The organism is Amycolatopsis sp. WAC 01376, from assembly GCF_003947415.1.
GTDB lineage: Bacteria > Actinomycetota > Actinomycetes > Mycobacteriales > Pseudonocardiaceae > Amycolatopsis.
The window spans coordinates 577,186-590,416 of the sequence record NZ_QHKL01000003.1; the positions used below are offsets into that span (position 1 = coordinate 577,186).

General features: G+C 69.8%; 10 protein-coding genes. 8 read left to right on the forward strand and 2 right to left on the reverse strand.

All coding sequences use genetic code 11. The annotated features are described in order from the left end of the window. Nucleotides 1–65: 65 nt before the first annotated feature. Nucleotides 66–1,151, forward strand: coding sequence for a GNAT family N-acetyltransferase (locus tag DMH03_RS19510; protein ID WP_125793438.1), 1,086 nt, complete (start codon nucleotides 66–68; stop codon nucleotides 1,149–1,151). A gap of 64 nt (nucleotides 1,152–1,215) precedes the next feature. Here the strand turns inward: DMH03_RS19510 and def are convergent, their stop codons facing one another. Then, nucleotides 1,216–1,716 carry a peptide deformylase gene (def, locus tag DMH03_RS19515; protein ID WP_125793439.1) on the reverse strand — a complete coding sequence of 167 codons (501 nt, stop codon included), beginning with the start codon at nucleotides 1,714–1,716 and terminating at the stop codon, nucleotides 1,216–1,218. Between the two features lie 37 nt (nucleotides 1,717–1,753). Next, on the reverse strand, nucleotides 1,754–6,376 hold the full coding sequence (locus DMH03_RS19520; protein WP_199748978.1) for an ATP-dependent helicase: 4,623 nt from the start codon (nucleotides 6,374–6,376) through the stop codon (nucleotides 1,754–1,756). Nucleotides 6,377–6,724: 348 nt separating this feature from the next. Between DMH03_RS19520 and DMH03_RS19525 the strand changes: the two genes are divergently transcribed. The 7 genes from DMH03_RS19525 to DMH03_RS19555 all read left to right on the forward strand — a co-directional run bounded on the left by DMH03_RS19525 (nucleotide 6,725) and on the right by DMH03_RS19555 (nucleotide 13,211). Further along, entirely contained in the window at nucleotides 6,725–8,629 is a 1,905-nt protein-coding gene (locus DMH03_RS19525) for an Hsp70 family protein (RefSeq protein ID WP_125793441.1), read from the forward strand. Nucleotides 8,630–8,728: 99 nt separating this feature from the next. Then, nucleotides 8,729–8,923 carry a DUF3046 domain-containing protein gene (locus DMH03_RS19530; RefSeq protein ID WP_125785350.1) on the forward strand — a complete coding sequence of 65 codons (195 nt, stop codon included), beginning with the start codon at nucleotides 8,729–8,731 and terminating at the stop codon, nucleotides 8,921–8,923. A gap of 206 nt (nucleotides 8,924–9,129) precedes the next feature. Then, on the forward strand, nucleotides 9,130–10,170 hold the full coding sequence (gene recA / locus DMH03_RS19535; RefSeq protein ID WP_101606377.1) for a recombinase RecA: 1,041 nt from the start codon (nucleotides 9,130–9,132) through the stop codon (nucleotides 10,168–10,170). 119 nt (nucleotides 10,171–10,289) lie between these two features. Then, nucleotides 10,290–10,817: a regulatory protein RecX gene (locus DMH03_RS19540; protein WP_199748979.1), complete on the forward strand. Its 528-nt coding sequence runs from the start codon at nucleotides 10,290–10,292 to the stop codon at nucleotides 10,815–10,817. A 676-nt stretch (nucleotides 10,818–11,493) separates the two neighbouring features. Next, complete coding sequence (locus DMH03_RS19545; protein ID WP_125793443.1) at nucleotides 11,494–12,117, forward strand: glyoxalase; 624 nt, start codon at nucleotides 11,494–11,496, stop codon at nucleotides 12,115–12,117. Between the two features lie 50 nt (nucleotides 12,118–12,167). Next, nucleotides 12,168–12,608 carry an iron chaperone gene (locus tag DMH03_RS19550; protein ID WP_125793444.1) on the forward strand — a complete coding sequence of 147 codons (441 nt, stop codon included), beginning with the start codon at nucleotides 12,168–12,170 and terminating at the stop codon, nucleotides 12,606–12,608. Nucleotides 12,609–12,773: 165 nt separating this feature from the next. Beyond that, nucleotides 12,774–13,211 (forward strand): GNAT family N-acetyltransferase, encoded by a 438-nt coding sequence (locus tag DMH03_RS19555; protein WP_125793445.1) that lies wholly within the window; start codon nucleotides 12,774–12,776, stop codon nucleotides 13,209–13,211. The last annotated feature ends 20 nt before the right edge of the window (nucleotides 13,212–13,231 follow it).

Sequence of the window (13,231 nt, forward strand, 5' to 3'; positions counted from 1 at the left end):
AACGCTGACCTGAGCGAAACACCCGCGCCGTTGGCAGGCAACAACCGGCCGGGACCGTGGAGGTCATGGAGACCTATCGAGTCCGGCCAGCCCAGCTTCACCCCGGTGAAGAGACAACGACCGCGTCGGCCTGGCGGGTCCGGATCCGCGTGGACGACCGGCCGGGCACCCTGGCCAGGATCGCGATCCGGCTGGCCGACCTCGAGTGCAACATCCTCGGGTTGTCGGTGCTCCCGGTCCCCGGCGGCGTGCTCGACGAGATCGTCCTGCGGCCGGCCACCGGTCTGCCGCGGCAACTGCTCATCGACGCCATCCGCGACGAAGGATGCGAATGCTCCGCCGTCATCGACGCGGATCTGGCCGAACTGGTCGATCCGGCCACCGCGACGTTCGCCGCGGCCAAGCGAGCCGTCGAGGAGCCCAGCGGCCTCGCGGAGGTCCTTCGCGGCGTCCTCGCGGCCGATGTCGTCACGAAGGTCCCGTCGATCGAGGCGAACCCGGCCCGCACGGAGGGCGGGCATCGGGCGGTGTTCCCGGCGGGCGACGGCACCGCGTTCGTCGCACGCCGCCGGTGGTCGCCGTTCGTCGAATTGGAACTGAGCCGCGCGGTCGCGCTGACCGGGCTGATGACCGCCGTCCGCGACAACGTGACCGGTCCGGTCGTGCTCGACCGGGCCGACGGCGCCGCGATCGTCCTGCGGAAGGGTGTCCCCGGTGACGCGGAAGCGGTGTCCGCGCTGCACCAGAGATGCTCGATGACCACGCTTTTCCACCGCTACCACACCGGGATGCGCGCCGTACCGCGCCGCTGGCTGCACCGGCTCCTGATGCCGCCGCGGGGAATCAGCCTGCTCGCGGTCTGCGGCCGGGACGTGATCGGTCTCGGCCAGCTGATCCCGTCGGCCGACGCCGGCGCGGCCGAAGTCTCGCTCTTGGTCGAGGATTCCTGGCAGCGCCAAGGCATCGGCACCGCCTTGCTGACCAGGCTCGCCGTCCTCGCCGCCGCCAAGGGAGAGCGCGAACTCGCCGCCGTCTGCCTGCCCGGCGACGATTCCCTCTACCGCACCGCCGCCCGCGCGGGGCTCCGCCCCGAACGCGCCCCCGGCGACTCCGGCACCCTGCGCCTCACGCTCCCCAACCCCCGCATTTAGTCCTCTGAATGCGTTAGTTCGGGCTACCAACCACCGCATTCAGAGGACTAAATGCGGGAGTGGGTCAGCGGTTCCAGAACCAGTCTTTGCCGCGGGCCTCGCCCAGCGCGCGCTTCTTGCGTTCGGGTGTGAGCCGATCCAGGTAGAGCTTGCCGTCGAGGTGATCGGTCTCGTGCTGCAGGCACTGGGCGAGCACCTCGAAGCCTTCGACCTCGACGGGCTCGTTGCGCAGGTCGACACCCCGCACCACCGCGTGCTTCGCGCGGACGACCGGGAACCACAGTTCCGGCACGGACAGGCAGCCCTCGCCGATCTCATGCGTCTCTTCGGACAGCTCGACGATCTCCGGGTTGATCACGTATCCGCTCAGCCCGCCGACGTCGTAGCTGAACACCCGCAGGCCGACCCCGATCTGCGGCGCCGCGAGCCCGGCGCGTCCGGCCGGTTTCACCCCGTCCATCAGATCGGTCACCAGCGACTCGATCTTCTTGTCGAATGTCTTGACCGGGTCGCATACGGTCTTGAGCACGGGATCCCCGAAGTAGCGCAGGTCGCGCATCACCATGTTCGAACGTCCTTCTCCGCAGGTCTGAGCCGTGATTCTAGGCCCGCAGGCGCAGTCCCTTGGGAGTCGCCCGGAATCCTGCCTCCTGGAGGACGCTGGAAAGCTCCGAGGTGAGTGCCACTTCGCCGTCGGCCTTCTGCACCGCGAGCTGACCCAGCCAGCCTTCCCGCACCGCCGTGGACAACGCCCGCGCGGCCGACCGCAACGTCTCCTGATCCTCGGTGAAACTCAGCAGCGACCGGCCGCCTCGTTCGACGTACATCGCCGGGACGCCGTCCACGAGCACCGCCAGCGCGCCCGCCTTCCTTGCCGGACGGTGCTTCGGGTCGCCCGTCGCGCCGGGCCACGGCAACGCGGCGCCGTAGGGCTGGGCCGGGTCGGCGGCGGCGAGTACGACGGCGCCTTCCGTGGTGGTGCGCTGGTTCCCGGACTGCGCGCGCAGCCTGTCGACCGCGCCCTTCGCCGCGAACTGCGCCGCGCCGAGCCCCTCGACCACGTAACCGCGGACGACCTGGCCCGAATCCTCCATCCCGCGCAAAACCTTGTAGATCCCGGAAAACCCGCCTGTCACCCGCTCGGTGTCGAGCGCGCCCCTGGTGAGGACGCCGTGCCGTTCCAGGAACGCCTCCGTCCGCGCGAGCGCACGCCTGGTCGGGTCCGGCGCGCGGTCCGGAGTCAGCGCCCAGCGCCCCGCGACCGTCGGCGGACCGGTGCGCGAAGGCATCGCCGGCCGCCCGGCACGAAGCCGCGCGTACCGGCCACGAGGAGCTTGCCGTCGTGGCTTGTGCGCCGCGCCGGAACCGGAGACCTGCGCCCGCAACGGGCCCAGCGTGTCCCCGGTCACGAGCCCGGCCCACACCAGATCCCACAGCGCGGCGACGACTTCACCGTCGTTGGGCGGGGTTTCGACCAACGGCGACGCCCGGTCCACGAGCTGGCGGAAGAACTGCGCCCCACCCTCCAAAGTGGACAGAATGGCCTGGTGCAGCGGCCCGGAGGGCAGATCGTCGTCGAGGTCGGGCAGCAGCAGATCGGCGACGTCCGTGGGGGCGAGCGCCAGCCAGCCGTCCCCGCCGGACAGGGAACCGCAGCCACACCAGGTGACCTCGCCCGCCGTGGTGAGTTCGTCCAGCAGCGAGGGGGTGTAGCCGGGCAGCCTGCTCGGCAGGATCAGCGACTCGACGGCGCTCGCCGGGAGCGGGGCACCAGCCAGTTGTTCGACCACGGACAGCACGTCGTCCGCCGTCGGCGCCGACCGCACGCGCGCGCCGATGCCGTGCCACGACGGCAGGAACCGGCCCAGCGCCGCCGGTTCGACCGGCTCGACCTCGGCCCGCAGCCGGGCCAGCGACGCCCGCCTGAGCCTGCGCAGCACCGACGCGTCGCAGAATTCCATTCCGACGCCGTGGGTCTCCGGATGCCCGACCGGGCTCAGCTCGCCCCGGACCAGCCTGGCTTGTGAGGTCATTCTGTTTAGCGCATCGGTAACCACGGCCGTCCCGAGCCCGAACCGCTCGGCGGCCTGACGGGCGCTGAACGGGCCACGGCTGCGCGAGTAACGCGACAGCAGGTCGCCGACGGGATCGTCGACCGGTTCGGTGAACGCCTCCGGCACGCCGACCGGCAGCGCGGTGCCCAGCGCGTCCCGCACCCGGCCCGCGTCCTCGATGGCGATGAAGCGTTCGCCGCCACCGATGCGGACCCGGAGCACTCGCCGCGCGGCCTCCAGCTCCTCCAGCCACTCCCGCTGGATGCCGCGCGCGGCGGCCTCCTCGATCGAGAGATCTCCGAGGAACCGCAACAGATCCGCGGCCTCCTCGGCGTTGCGGGCATGCCTGTCGGGATCGAGCCGTTGCAGTGAACGCTCGACTTCGGCGACGACCTCGACGTCCAGCAGCTCCCGGATCGCCTCGGTGCCGAGCAGTTCGGCCAGCAGCGTCGAATCCAGCGCCAGCGCGGCCGCACGTCGTTCCGCGAGCGGGGCGTCGGTCTCGTACAGGAACATCCCGACGTAGCCGAAGAGCAGGCTGCGCGCGAACGGGGACGCCGACGGCGTCTCGACCTCGACCAGCTTGACCTTCCGCGACCGGACGTCGGTCATCAGTTCGCGCAGCCCGCCGACGTCGTACACGTCCTGCAGGACTTCCCGCATCGCCTCCAGCACGACGGGGAACCGCTCGTACTTGGCCGCGACCGAAAGCAGCTGCGACGCGCGCTGCCGCTGCTGCCACAGCGGCGTGCGGCGGCGCGGATCCCGGCGGGGGAGCAGCAGCGACCGCGCCGCGCATTCCCGGAACCGGGCGGCGAACAACGCCGAGCCGCCGACCTCGGCGACGATCAGCTGCTCGACCTCCTCCGGATCGAGCAGCACGTCATCGACGCCGATGGTGATTTCCGAGCCTTCCGAGTCCAAGGCTTCCGGCAGCCGCAGCACGATGCCGTCGTCGGAATGCGCCACCTGGGCGTCGACCCCGCGGTTCTCCCGCAGCCGGGCCGCGATCGCGAGTGCCCACGGCGCGTTGACCTGAGCGCCGAACGGTGAGTGCAGGATGACCCGCCAGTCACCGAGTTCGTCGCGGAAGCGTTCCAGCAGGACGGTCTTGTCGTTCGGCACATGACGCGTGGCGGACTTCTGTTCTTCCAGATAGGCCAGCAGGTTGTCGCAGGCGTACTCGTCCAGCCCGGCGACGGCCGCGCGTTCCCTGGCCACCGAAGGTTCCGAAGTGGACAGTTCGCGGACGAACGCGCCCAGCGCCCGCCCCAGTTCCAGCGGGCGGCCCGGGGCGTCGCCCTTCCAGAACGGCATCCGCGCGGGCTCTCCCGGCGCGGGCACCACGATCACGCGGTCGTGGGTGATGTCGGTGACCCGCCAGGAGGAGGTGCCGAGCAGGATCGTGTCCCCGACGCGGGATTCGTAGACCATCTCCTCGTCGAGCTCGCCCACCCGCGAGCCGGGTTTGTCGTCGCCGCCCGGCGTCATCACGGTGAACAGGCCGCGATCGGGGATCGTGCCGCCGGAGGTCACCGCCAGCCGCTGCGAGCCCGGACGGCCGTGCAGTTCGCCGCTGACCCTGTCCCAGGTGATCCGGGCGCGCAGCTCCCCGAACTCCTCGCTGGGGTACCGGCCGGCGAGCATGTCGAGCACGGCCAGCAACGCGTCGTCCGGCAGGGACGCGAACGGCGCCGCGCGGCGGGCGAGGGCGGCGAGTTCGTCGACGGTCCACGATTCGAGCGCCACCATCGCCACGATCTGCTGCGCGAGCACGTCCAGCGGGTTCCGCGGATACCGCACCGCCTCGATCGACCCGGACGCCATCCGTTCCGCGACCACCGCGCAGGAGACGAGGTCGCCCCGGAATTTCGGGAACATCACCCCGCTCGACACCGCGCCGACCTGGTGCCCGGCTCGTCCGACGCGCTGGAGCCCCGAAGCGACCGTCGGCGGTGCCTCGATCTGCACGACGAGATCGACCGCGCCCATGTCGATGCCCAGCTCCAAGGACGACGTCGCCACGACGCAGGCGAGACGGCCGGTCTTGAGTTCCTCTTCGACGTGGGTGCGCTGCTCACGCGACATCGAGCCGTGGTGCGCCCGCGCGATCACCGGCGCCGCGCCGGTGGTGAGCCCGGACTGGCCGATCGCCTCGGCCGGATAGCGCTGATCCGGCTCCAGTTCGGACTGTTCCGCCACGAGTTCGTTGAGCCGCGCGGTCATCCGCTCGGTGAGCCGTCGCGAGTTGGCGAACACGATCGTCGACCGGTGCGCCTGGATCAGTTCGAGGACCCGCCCTTCCACCGCGGGCCAGATCGACGGCCGCCGCGGTGCGCCGTCGATGTCCTCGAGCGAGCCGGGGAGCCGGGCCAGTCCCGCGTCGAGGTCTTCGTTCTGCTTCGGCCCTTGAGGACCGTCGAGATTGGACATGTCCTCGACAGGGACCTCGACGCGGACCTCGATCGTCTTCGCGAGCTTCGGCTGGACGATGGTGACCGGCCTGCCGCCCGCCAGGAACGAGGCGACCTCGTCGATCGGCCGGACCGTCGCCGACAACCCGATCCGCTGGGCGGGCTTTTCGAGGAGAGCGTCGAGCCGCTCCAGCGACAAGGCCAGATGCGCGCCACGTTTGCCGCCCGCGACCGCGTGCACCTCGTCGATGATCACCGTCTCCACGCCGCGCAGCGAGTCTCGTGCGGAGGAAGTGAGGATGAGGAACAGCGACTCCGGTGTGGTGACCAGCACGTCCGGCGGGGTCTTGCCGAACGAGCGCCGCTCGGCGGCGGTGGTGTCGCCCGTCCGCATCCCGACGCCGATGTCCGGCACCGGCAGCCCCAGCCGCCGAGACGCCTGCGAGATGCCGGCCAGCGGTGCCCGCAGGTTGCGCTGGACGTCGACCGCCAGCGCCTTCAGCGGCGAGACGTAGAGGACGCGGCAGCGTTTCCGCGGCTCGGACGGCGGCGGCTCGACCGACAGCCTGTCCAGTGCCCAGAGGAACGCCGAGAGCGTCTTGCCGGAGCCCGTGGGGGCCACGACCAGCGCATGTTCCTTCGCGTGCGCGGCACGCCACGCCCCCTCCTGCGCCAGGGTGGGCGCGGCGAAGGCCCCGGTGAACCAGTCCCTGGTCGCGGGGGAGAAGAGGTCGAGTACGTCTGCCACGCCCTCCATAGTGCGCCGGACCACCGACAGTTTCGCTCCGAGCCCTGGTCGGCGGAGCCGAGACGGGCCTGCCAACAGGACCGAACGCGTGAACCCGCCCCGGCCGAAGGCCCCGCTATCGCGGTGGCAGGGCGTCCGAGGAGATCAGCTTCACCACGATGACCAGGCCGCGTCCTGCCGGCGTCGATCGCGGATGCGGGTTCACCGACAGACACACAGCCCTGTGACACGGCACCCGGTCGGGACGAGTTCGGCGGGTTCCGCACGTACGGTGACCTCGCTCATGGGAGCATCACGGCCAGCGCGACCGGATCAGTGCTGGGGCGGTCGCCGTTCGTCTGTGAAGGGGTAAGTGCTGTGCGGATCCTGTCGGTGGACCTCGGGACGTCCAACACCGTGGCCGTCCTTTCGGCGCACGGGAGGCCGCCGCGGGTGGTCGAGGTCGACGGTTCGGCCAACATGCCGTCCGCGGTGTTCGCCACCGAGGACGGCACGATCATGGTCGGCCGGGACGCCGAACGCCGGGCCCGGCTGGACCCGACGCGCTTCGAGCCCAACCCCAAACGCCGCATCGACGAGCAGACGCTCCTGCTCGGCACCGACGTCATCCCGGTCACCGAGGTGCTGGCCGCGATCCTGCGCCGCGTCCTCGACGAGACCACCCGCCAGCTCGGCGGCGAGCTCCCCGACGAGGTCCGGCTCACCCACCCCGCGCAGTGGGGCCAGACCCGCCGCAACGTGCTCCTGTCCGCCGCCCGGCTCGCCGGGATGGGCGGCAACCTGGTGCTCGTCCCCGAGCCCGTCGCCGCGGCCGCGCACTTCGCGTCGTTCCCCGGCAAGACGCTCGCGCCCGGCCAGGCGCTCGCCGTGTACGACCTCGGCGCCGGCACCTTCGACGTCGCGATCGTCGGCGCGACCCCGAACGGCGGCTTCACCGTCGTCGCCGAAGACGGCCTTCCCGACCTCGGCGGCCTCGACGTCGACCAGGCGCTGCTGGTGCACGTCGGACGTGAGGTCTCGCACAAGGATCCCCAGCGCTGGCAGCGGGTCCTGCGGCCCGAGTCCACTCCGGACCGTCGTACGCGACGCGCGCTGCAGGAGGACGTGAAGGCGGCGAAGGAGGCCCTCTCACGGCACCCGCAGACCGAGGTCCCGATGCCGGAGCCGTTCGAGGACGTCCTCGTCACGCGAGGCGAACTCGAAGCGCTGGTGCGGCCGTCGATGCTGCGCAGTGTCGAGCTGATGGCGCGCGTGGTCCGCTCCGCCGGGATGACCCCGGACCGGCTCGCCGGCATCTACCTCGTCGGCGGTTCGAGCCGTCTCCCGCTGGTCGGCAGCCTGATCGCGGAGAAGCTCGGCGTCGTCCCCGGCAGCCTCGACCAGCCGGAGACCGCGGTCGCGCTCGGCGCCCAGCACGTCGCTTCCGACGGCATCAGCTCGCGTACGCAGGGCGTCGAAGGGCAGGTCGCGGCGGGAACCGGCGCACACCCCGGCGTTTCGGGTCCGTACGCGCCGCCGCCGCAGCAGGTCGCGTCGATCCCCGGCTACGCGGGCGGGGGCCCCGGCCAGTCCGGCGGTTTCCCGCAGTCCGGCTACCCGAACAGCGGCCCGCAGCAGGTGCAGCAGCCCGCGCCGGCGAACTTCCCGACGTACTCGCTGGCCGGGCAGGGCGCCGGGGACAAGGCGCCCGCGAGCAAGAAGAAGCCGCTCGTCATCGGCGCCATCGCGGCCGTCGTCGTGCTGATCGCCGCCGGGCTCACCTACTTCCTGACGTCCTCGTCGGCGACCACCTACACCGCCGACGAGTGCAAGGTGCCCGGCGCGGCCGACGACAAGGGCCTCACCGGCTGCCTGCGCCAGCTCGCCGGGAAGATCGCCGACACCGGTGACTGCAAACCCGGCATGGGCAACGGGCCGGCGAAACCGGCCGAGGACCTCGGCGTGACGTCGACCTGCTCCGCCCCCGGCCGCGCCGGGACCCAGGTGACCTATCTGCAGAGCGACTCCGCGGACAAGCTCAAGGCCTACACCGACGGACTGCTCAAAGCGGCCGGTGGGGACCGCACCGAGGCCAAATGGGTCGGCAACGCCCTGGAAGGCCAGTACTCCTCGGCCGCCGGGCGGAACGCCGCCGTACTGGTGTTCACCGTGACCGACCGGCCGCTGGTCGGCTTCATCTACCAGGTCCCGGCCGAAGGACAGAACCCGACGCCGGGCGAACTGGCCGACTACTTCGAAAAGAGCGTCCAGCCGGGCGAGTGATTCCCGCTGTTCGCGCGTGAAGGCCCCCTTCCCTCGGCTCAGCCGAGGGAAGGGGGCCTTCACGCGTTTCGTGCCCGAGGCGGGGCTAGACTTCACCCGATGCGTATCACGGTCTTCCGGCGGCTGATGGCCGACGAATTCGGTCCCGGACGTGCGGAAACCCTCTCCAGGGATCACGTCTTCGGTGAACTCGGGGGGCAGACCGTCGAACAGGCCCTCGACGCGGGAACCTCGGCCAAAGACGTCTGGCGGGCGGTCTGCGACGCCTTCGAGATCCCGCCGGAGCGACGCTGACCTCGGCAAAGGGGCAAGAACTCTAGCGCAACGGCGTGTCGGGAACGGCCTCGAACACGTGTTCGTCTATGGTGTTGTCCACAACGGGGTCAGCGATCCACAGCTTGGGCGCGAGGCCTGGAATTGTCGGTGGTCGCCCGTAGCGTCGGACCCGACAGCTCAGAACTGAAACAAGCCTTACCGGCTCAACCAACGAGGTGGACTCCATGGCACCAGCAGCACCCGACAAGGACAAGGCGCTCGAACTGGCCCTCGCCCAGATCGACAAGCAGTACGGCAAGGGCTCGGTCATGCGCCTCGGTGAAGAGGGCCGTGTGCCGATCGAGGTCATCCCCACCGGTGCCATCGCGCTCGACGTCGCGCTCGGGATCGGTGGCCTGCCCCGTGGCCGGGTCATCGAGATCTACGGTCCGGAGTCCTCCGGTAAGACCACCGTCGCCCTGCACGCGGTCGCCAACGCGCAGCGAAACGGCGGCATCGCCGCGTTCATCGACGCGGAGCACGCGCTGGACCCGGACTACGCCCAGAAGCTCGGCGTCGACACCGACGCGCTGCTGGTCTCCCAGCCGGACACCGGTGAGCAGGCGCTCGAGATCGCGGACATGCTGATCCGCTCCGGCGCGCTCGACATCCTGGTCATCGACTCGGTCGCCGCGCTCGTGCCGCGCGCCGAGATCGAGGGCGAGATGGGTGACAGCCACGTCGGTCTCCAGGCCCGGCTGATGAGCCAGGCGCTGCGGAAGATGACCGGTGCGATGAGCAACTCCGGCACCACCGCGATCTTCATCAACCAGCTGCGCGAGAAGATCGGCGTCATGTTCGGCTCCCCGGAGACCACGACCGGTGGTAAGGCGCTGAAGTTCTACGCGTCGGTCCGTCTGGACGTCCGCCGGATCGAGACGCTGAAGGACGGCGGCGAGCCCGTCGGCAACCGCACCCGCGTCAAGGTCGTGAAGAACAAGGTCGCGCCGCCCTTCAAGCAGGCCGAGTTCGACATCCTGTACGGGAAGGGCATCTCCCGCGAGGGCTCGCTGATCGACATGGGTGTCGACCAGGGCATTCTGCGCAAGTCCGGCGCCTGGTACACCTACGAGGGCGACCAGCTGGGCCAGGGCAAGGAGAACGCGCGCAAGTTCCTGCTCGAGAACCCGGACATCGCCAACGAGGTCGAGAAGCGCATCAAGGAGAAGCTCGGCATCGGCGCCGTTGTCGACGCCGAAGCCGCCCCCGCGCCGGTCGACTTCTAGGGAACGAGGGGATTGGGCGAGGTGCGCTCGCCCTGGTCCCTTCTCCGTGCCTTCCGGGGCTCGGGTGCCGATTCGTTGTGGGACTTCTGAGGAGTGGTAGCTGAATGCGTCCGCCCAAAGTGGATCCGGCGGAGCTGCCGCCGGACGAGCGGAGGAAGAAGGCCAAGGAGATCTGCTTCGATCTCCTGGCCGCGCGCCCGCGCTCCGCGGAGGAACTGCGTCGGGCCCTCAAGCGCAAGGGCTTCGACGAGGAGACGACGGAGACCCTGCTCGGTAAGCTGGACCAGGCAGGGCTCATCAACGACGCCGAGTTCGCCGAGATGTGGGTTCGTTCCCGCCATGCCAACATGGGCCTGGCACGGAATGCCCTCGTAGCCGAACTCAAACGCAAAGGAATCGATGGGGATATCGCCGTCCAGGCCGCCGACGAGGTGGACCGAGAGGCAGAGGAGCAGCGCGCCCGAGAGCTGGTACGGAAGCGCATGCGCTCCTTGGGCAACGTCGACGAGCAGGCGGCGATCCGCCGCCTGCTGGGCTTCCTCGCCCGCAAGGGCTATCCCCAGGGGCTGGCCTACACCGTGATCCGCGACGAACTCCGCGAGTTCGGCGCCGAGTCGGCGCTCCTGGACGACGCCGCCCTCGACTGAGTCACCTTCACCTGAGTCACTTTCACCTGAGCCGCTCACCGGCCGTGCGGGCCCGCTTTCCCGCCGGCCGGTGTTTCGCGTTCAGGTGGTCGTGAGTGGCGATTCGGGTTAGAGCGAGCGAACCGTGTTTTAGGGGCCTACGGCGGGTGGGCCGCGGTCGCAGGTCCGTGAGGGCCTCCTTCCCTACCCTGAGAGTAGGGAAGGAGCCCCTCACGGCATGCCGGACTGAGCTCAGCCCGAGCCGAGGCCGGAACGCCGCCTGGAGTCTCAGCGCTACAGCGACAGCGCGTGAAGGCCCCCTTCCCAACTCGACCTTCACACCAGCCCAAGTACATGAAGGACCCCATCCTTGCGCCTAGGTACAGGAAGGGGTCCTTCATGTACTTCGGAACCTGGCATCACGCAAGGAGCACCGCAGGCCACGCAGTAGGTACCTAAGAGGAGGCTCGCCAGAACCCGAATCGCCACTCACGACCACTACGCCACCGTCCCACTCCTCTCTGGAGTGCATGAAGCCCCCTGCACGGACTGGCACCCCTCGACCCGGGCTTCCCGGTGTCTCGAAGCGGACACCGGAGACCGGTAAACGCCTCCGAGCAAGGCTCTGACCAGCGCCGTCGCGACCGATCAGGAATCGAGAAGCGCCGGACGCCTGCTCGGAAATAGCGTTACCGGCATGAACTTCATCGACGCCATCACCCTCGAAGTGGCCGACACCGAGGCCGCCGAACGCTTCTACGCCACCGCCTTCGGGCTCGGCTCCGAGCTGCGCCTGCGGGCTTCGGAGGAGCCGTCCACCGGCTTCCGCGGCTACACCCTTTCCCTCACGGTGTCCCAGCCCGCCAACGCCGACGCGCTCATCACCGCCGCCGTCGCCAGCGGGGCGACCGTGCTCAAGCCCGCTGTGAAATCGATGTGGGGTTACGGCGGTGTCGTCCAGGCCCCGGACGGCGCGATCTGGAAGATCGCCACCTCGGCTAAGAAGAACACCGGGCCTGCCGCCCGCGAGTTCGACGACATCGTGCTGCTGCTGGGTGTCGCCGACGTGGCCGCGAGCAAGAAGTTCTACGTCGAGCACGGCCTCACCGTGGGGAAGAGCTTCGGCCGCGTGTACGTCGAGTTCGAGGCCGGTTCGAGCCCCGTGAAGCTGGCCCTGTACCGGCACAAGGCGCTGGCCAAGGACGCGGGCGTGTCGCCCGAAGGCACCGGCTCACACCGCATCGCGATCTGCGGTGCCGCCCCGTTCACCGATCCGGACGGGTTCACCTGGGAGACCTCCGCGCTCGCCAGCCAGTCCTGATGTGCCACTACCGGATGCCCCCGCTCGCCGCCTACCAAGGAGAAACCACCATGACCACCGCGTACGAAGGATTCACGGCCGAAGAGAAGGCCGCGATGAAGGAACACGCCCAGGACATGAAGAAGGCCGCGCGCCGCGGTTCGGCCGCGGACAAAGCGGCTGCGGCGGAGCAGGACGTGCTGGCGAAGATCGCCGAGATGCCCGATGAGGACCGGGTGCTCGCCGAACTGGTCCACACCGTCGTGAAGGCGAACGCCCCGACGCTCGCGCCGAGGCTCTGGTACGGCCAGCCCGCCTACGCACTGGACGGCAAGATCGTCTGCTTCTTCCAGGCAGCGGCCAAGTTCAAGACGCGCTACGCGACGCTCGGCTTCAACGAGGCCGCGCAACTGGACGACGGCGAGATGTGGGCGACGGCCTTCGCGCTGACCGGCGCCACCCCCGCGGTGAAGAAGCGCATCGCGGCCCTGGTGAAGCAAGCCGTCGGCTGAGCCACCGCATGCGATACCCGATAGGTAGCCCGCAGGAGGTGTTGCGAAAGCCACTTTCGCAACGTCCTTCCGGCCACCGCGAGTGGCAACTCGTTTTACCGCGTGATTGGCCACTCGCGAGACGGCGGCGGACACCTACGCTCGGGTGATCACTGGGAGGACCACATGATCACCATCGCTCCACTGAAGCCTGAAGACCGCGAAGCCTGGGAAAGCCTGTTCCGCGCGTACATCGCCTTCTACGAACGTGTTGCGCCCCAAGAGGTCTACGACCGCGCCTGGCGTGAATTCCGATCGGGGGAGCGGATGCACGCATTCGGTGCCCGCGTGGGCGGCGAGCTCGTCGGGATCACGCACTTCCTGGTGCATCCCAGCACTTCCGCGCTCACCGACGTCTGTTACCTGCAAGACCTGTTCACCGCGCCGGAAGCCCGGGGCAAGGGTGTCGCGCGGGCGCTGATCGATGCCGTCGCGGACTGGGCTCGCGACCGCGATTGTGACAGGGTTTACTGGCACACCAAGGAATCCAACGTCACCGCGCGTCGCCTGTACGACCAGGTGGCGGTCAACCGCGGGTTCATCCAGTACCAGCTCCCGCTCTGAAAGCAGTGAAGGCCACCTTC

Excerpts from the sequence above, each read along its gene's own strand:
- DMH03_RS19510 (WP_125793438.1), top strand. The coding sequence starts at position 66 with ATGGAGACCTATCGAGTCCGGCCAGCCCAGCTTCACCCCGGTGAAGAG.
- def (WP_125793439.1), bottom strand. The coding sequence starts at position 1,716 with ATGGTGATGCGCGACCTGCGCTACTTCGGGGATCCCGTGCTCAAGACC.
- DMH03_RS19520 (WP_199748978.1), bottom strand. The coding sequence starts at position 6,376 with ATGGAGGGCGTGGCAGACGTACTCGACCTCTTCTCCCCCGCGACCAGG.
- DMH03_RS19530 (WP_125785350.1), top strand. The coding sequence starts at position 8,729 with ATGCGTATCACGGTCTTCCGGCGGCTGATGGCCGACGAATTCGGTCCC.
- recA (WP_101606377.1), top strand. The coding sequence starts at position 9,130 with ATGGCACCAGCAGCACCCGACAAGGACAAGGCGCTCGAACTGGCCCTC.
- DMH03_RS19545 (WP_125793443.1), top strand. The coding sequence starts at position 11,494 with ATGAACTTCATCGACGCCATCACCCTCGAAGTGGCCGACACCGAGGCC.
- DMH03_RS19550 (WP_125793444.1), top strand. The coding sequence starts at position 12,168 with ATGACCACCGCGTACGAAGGATTCACGGCCGAAGAGAAGGCCGCGATG.
- DMH03_RS19555 (WP_125793445.1), top strand. The coding sequence starts at position 12,774 with ATGATCACCATCGCTCCACTGAAGCCTGAAGACCGCGAAGCCTGGGAA.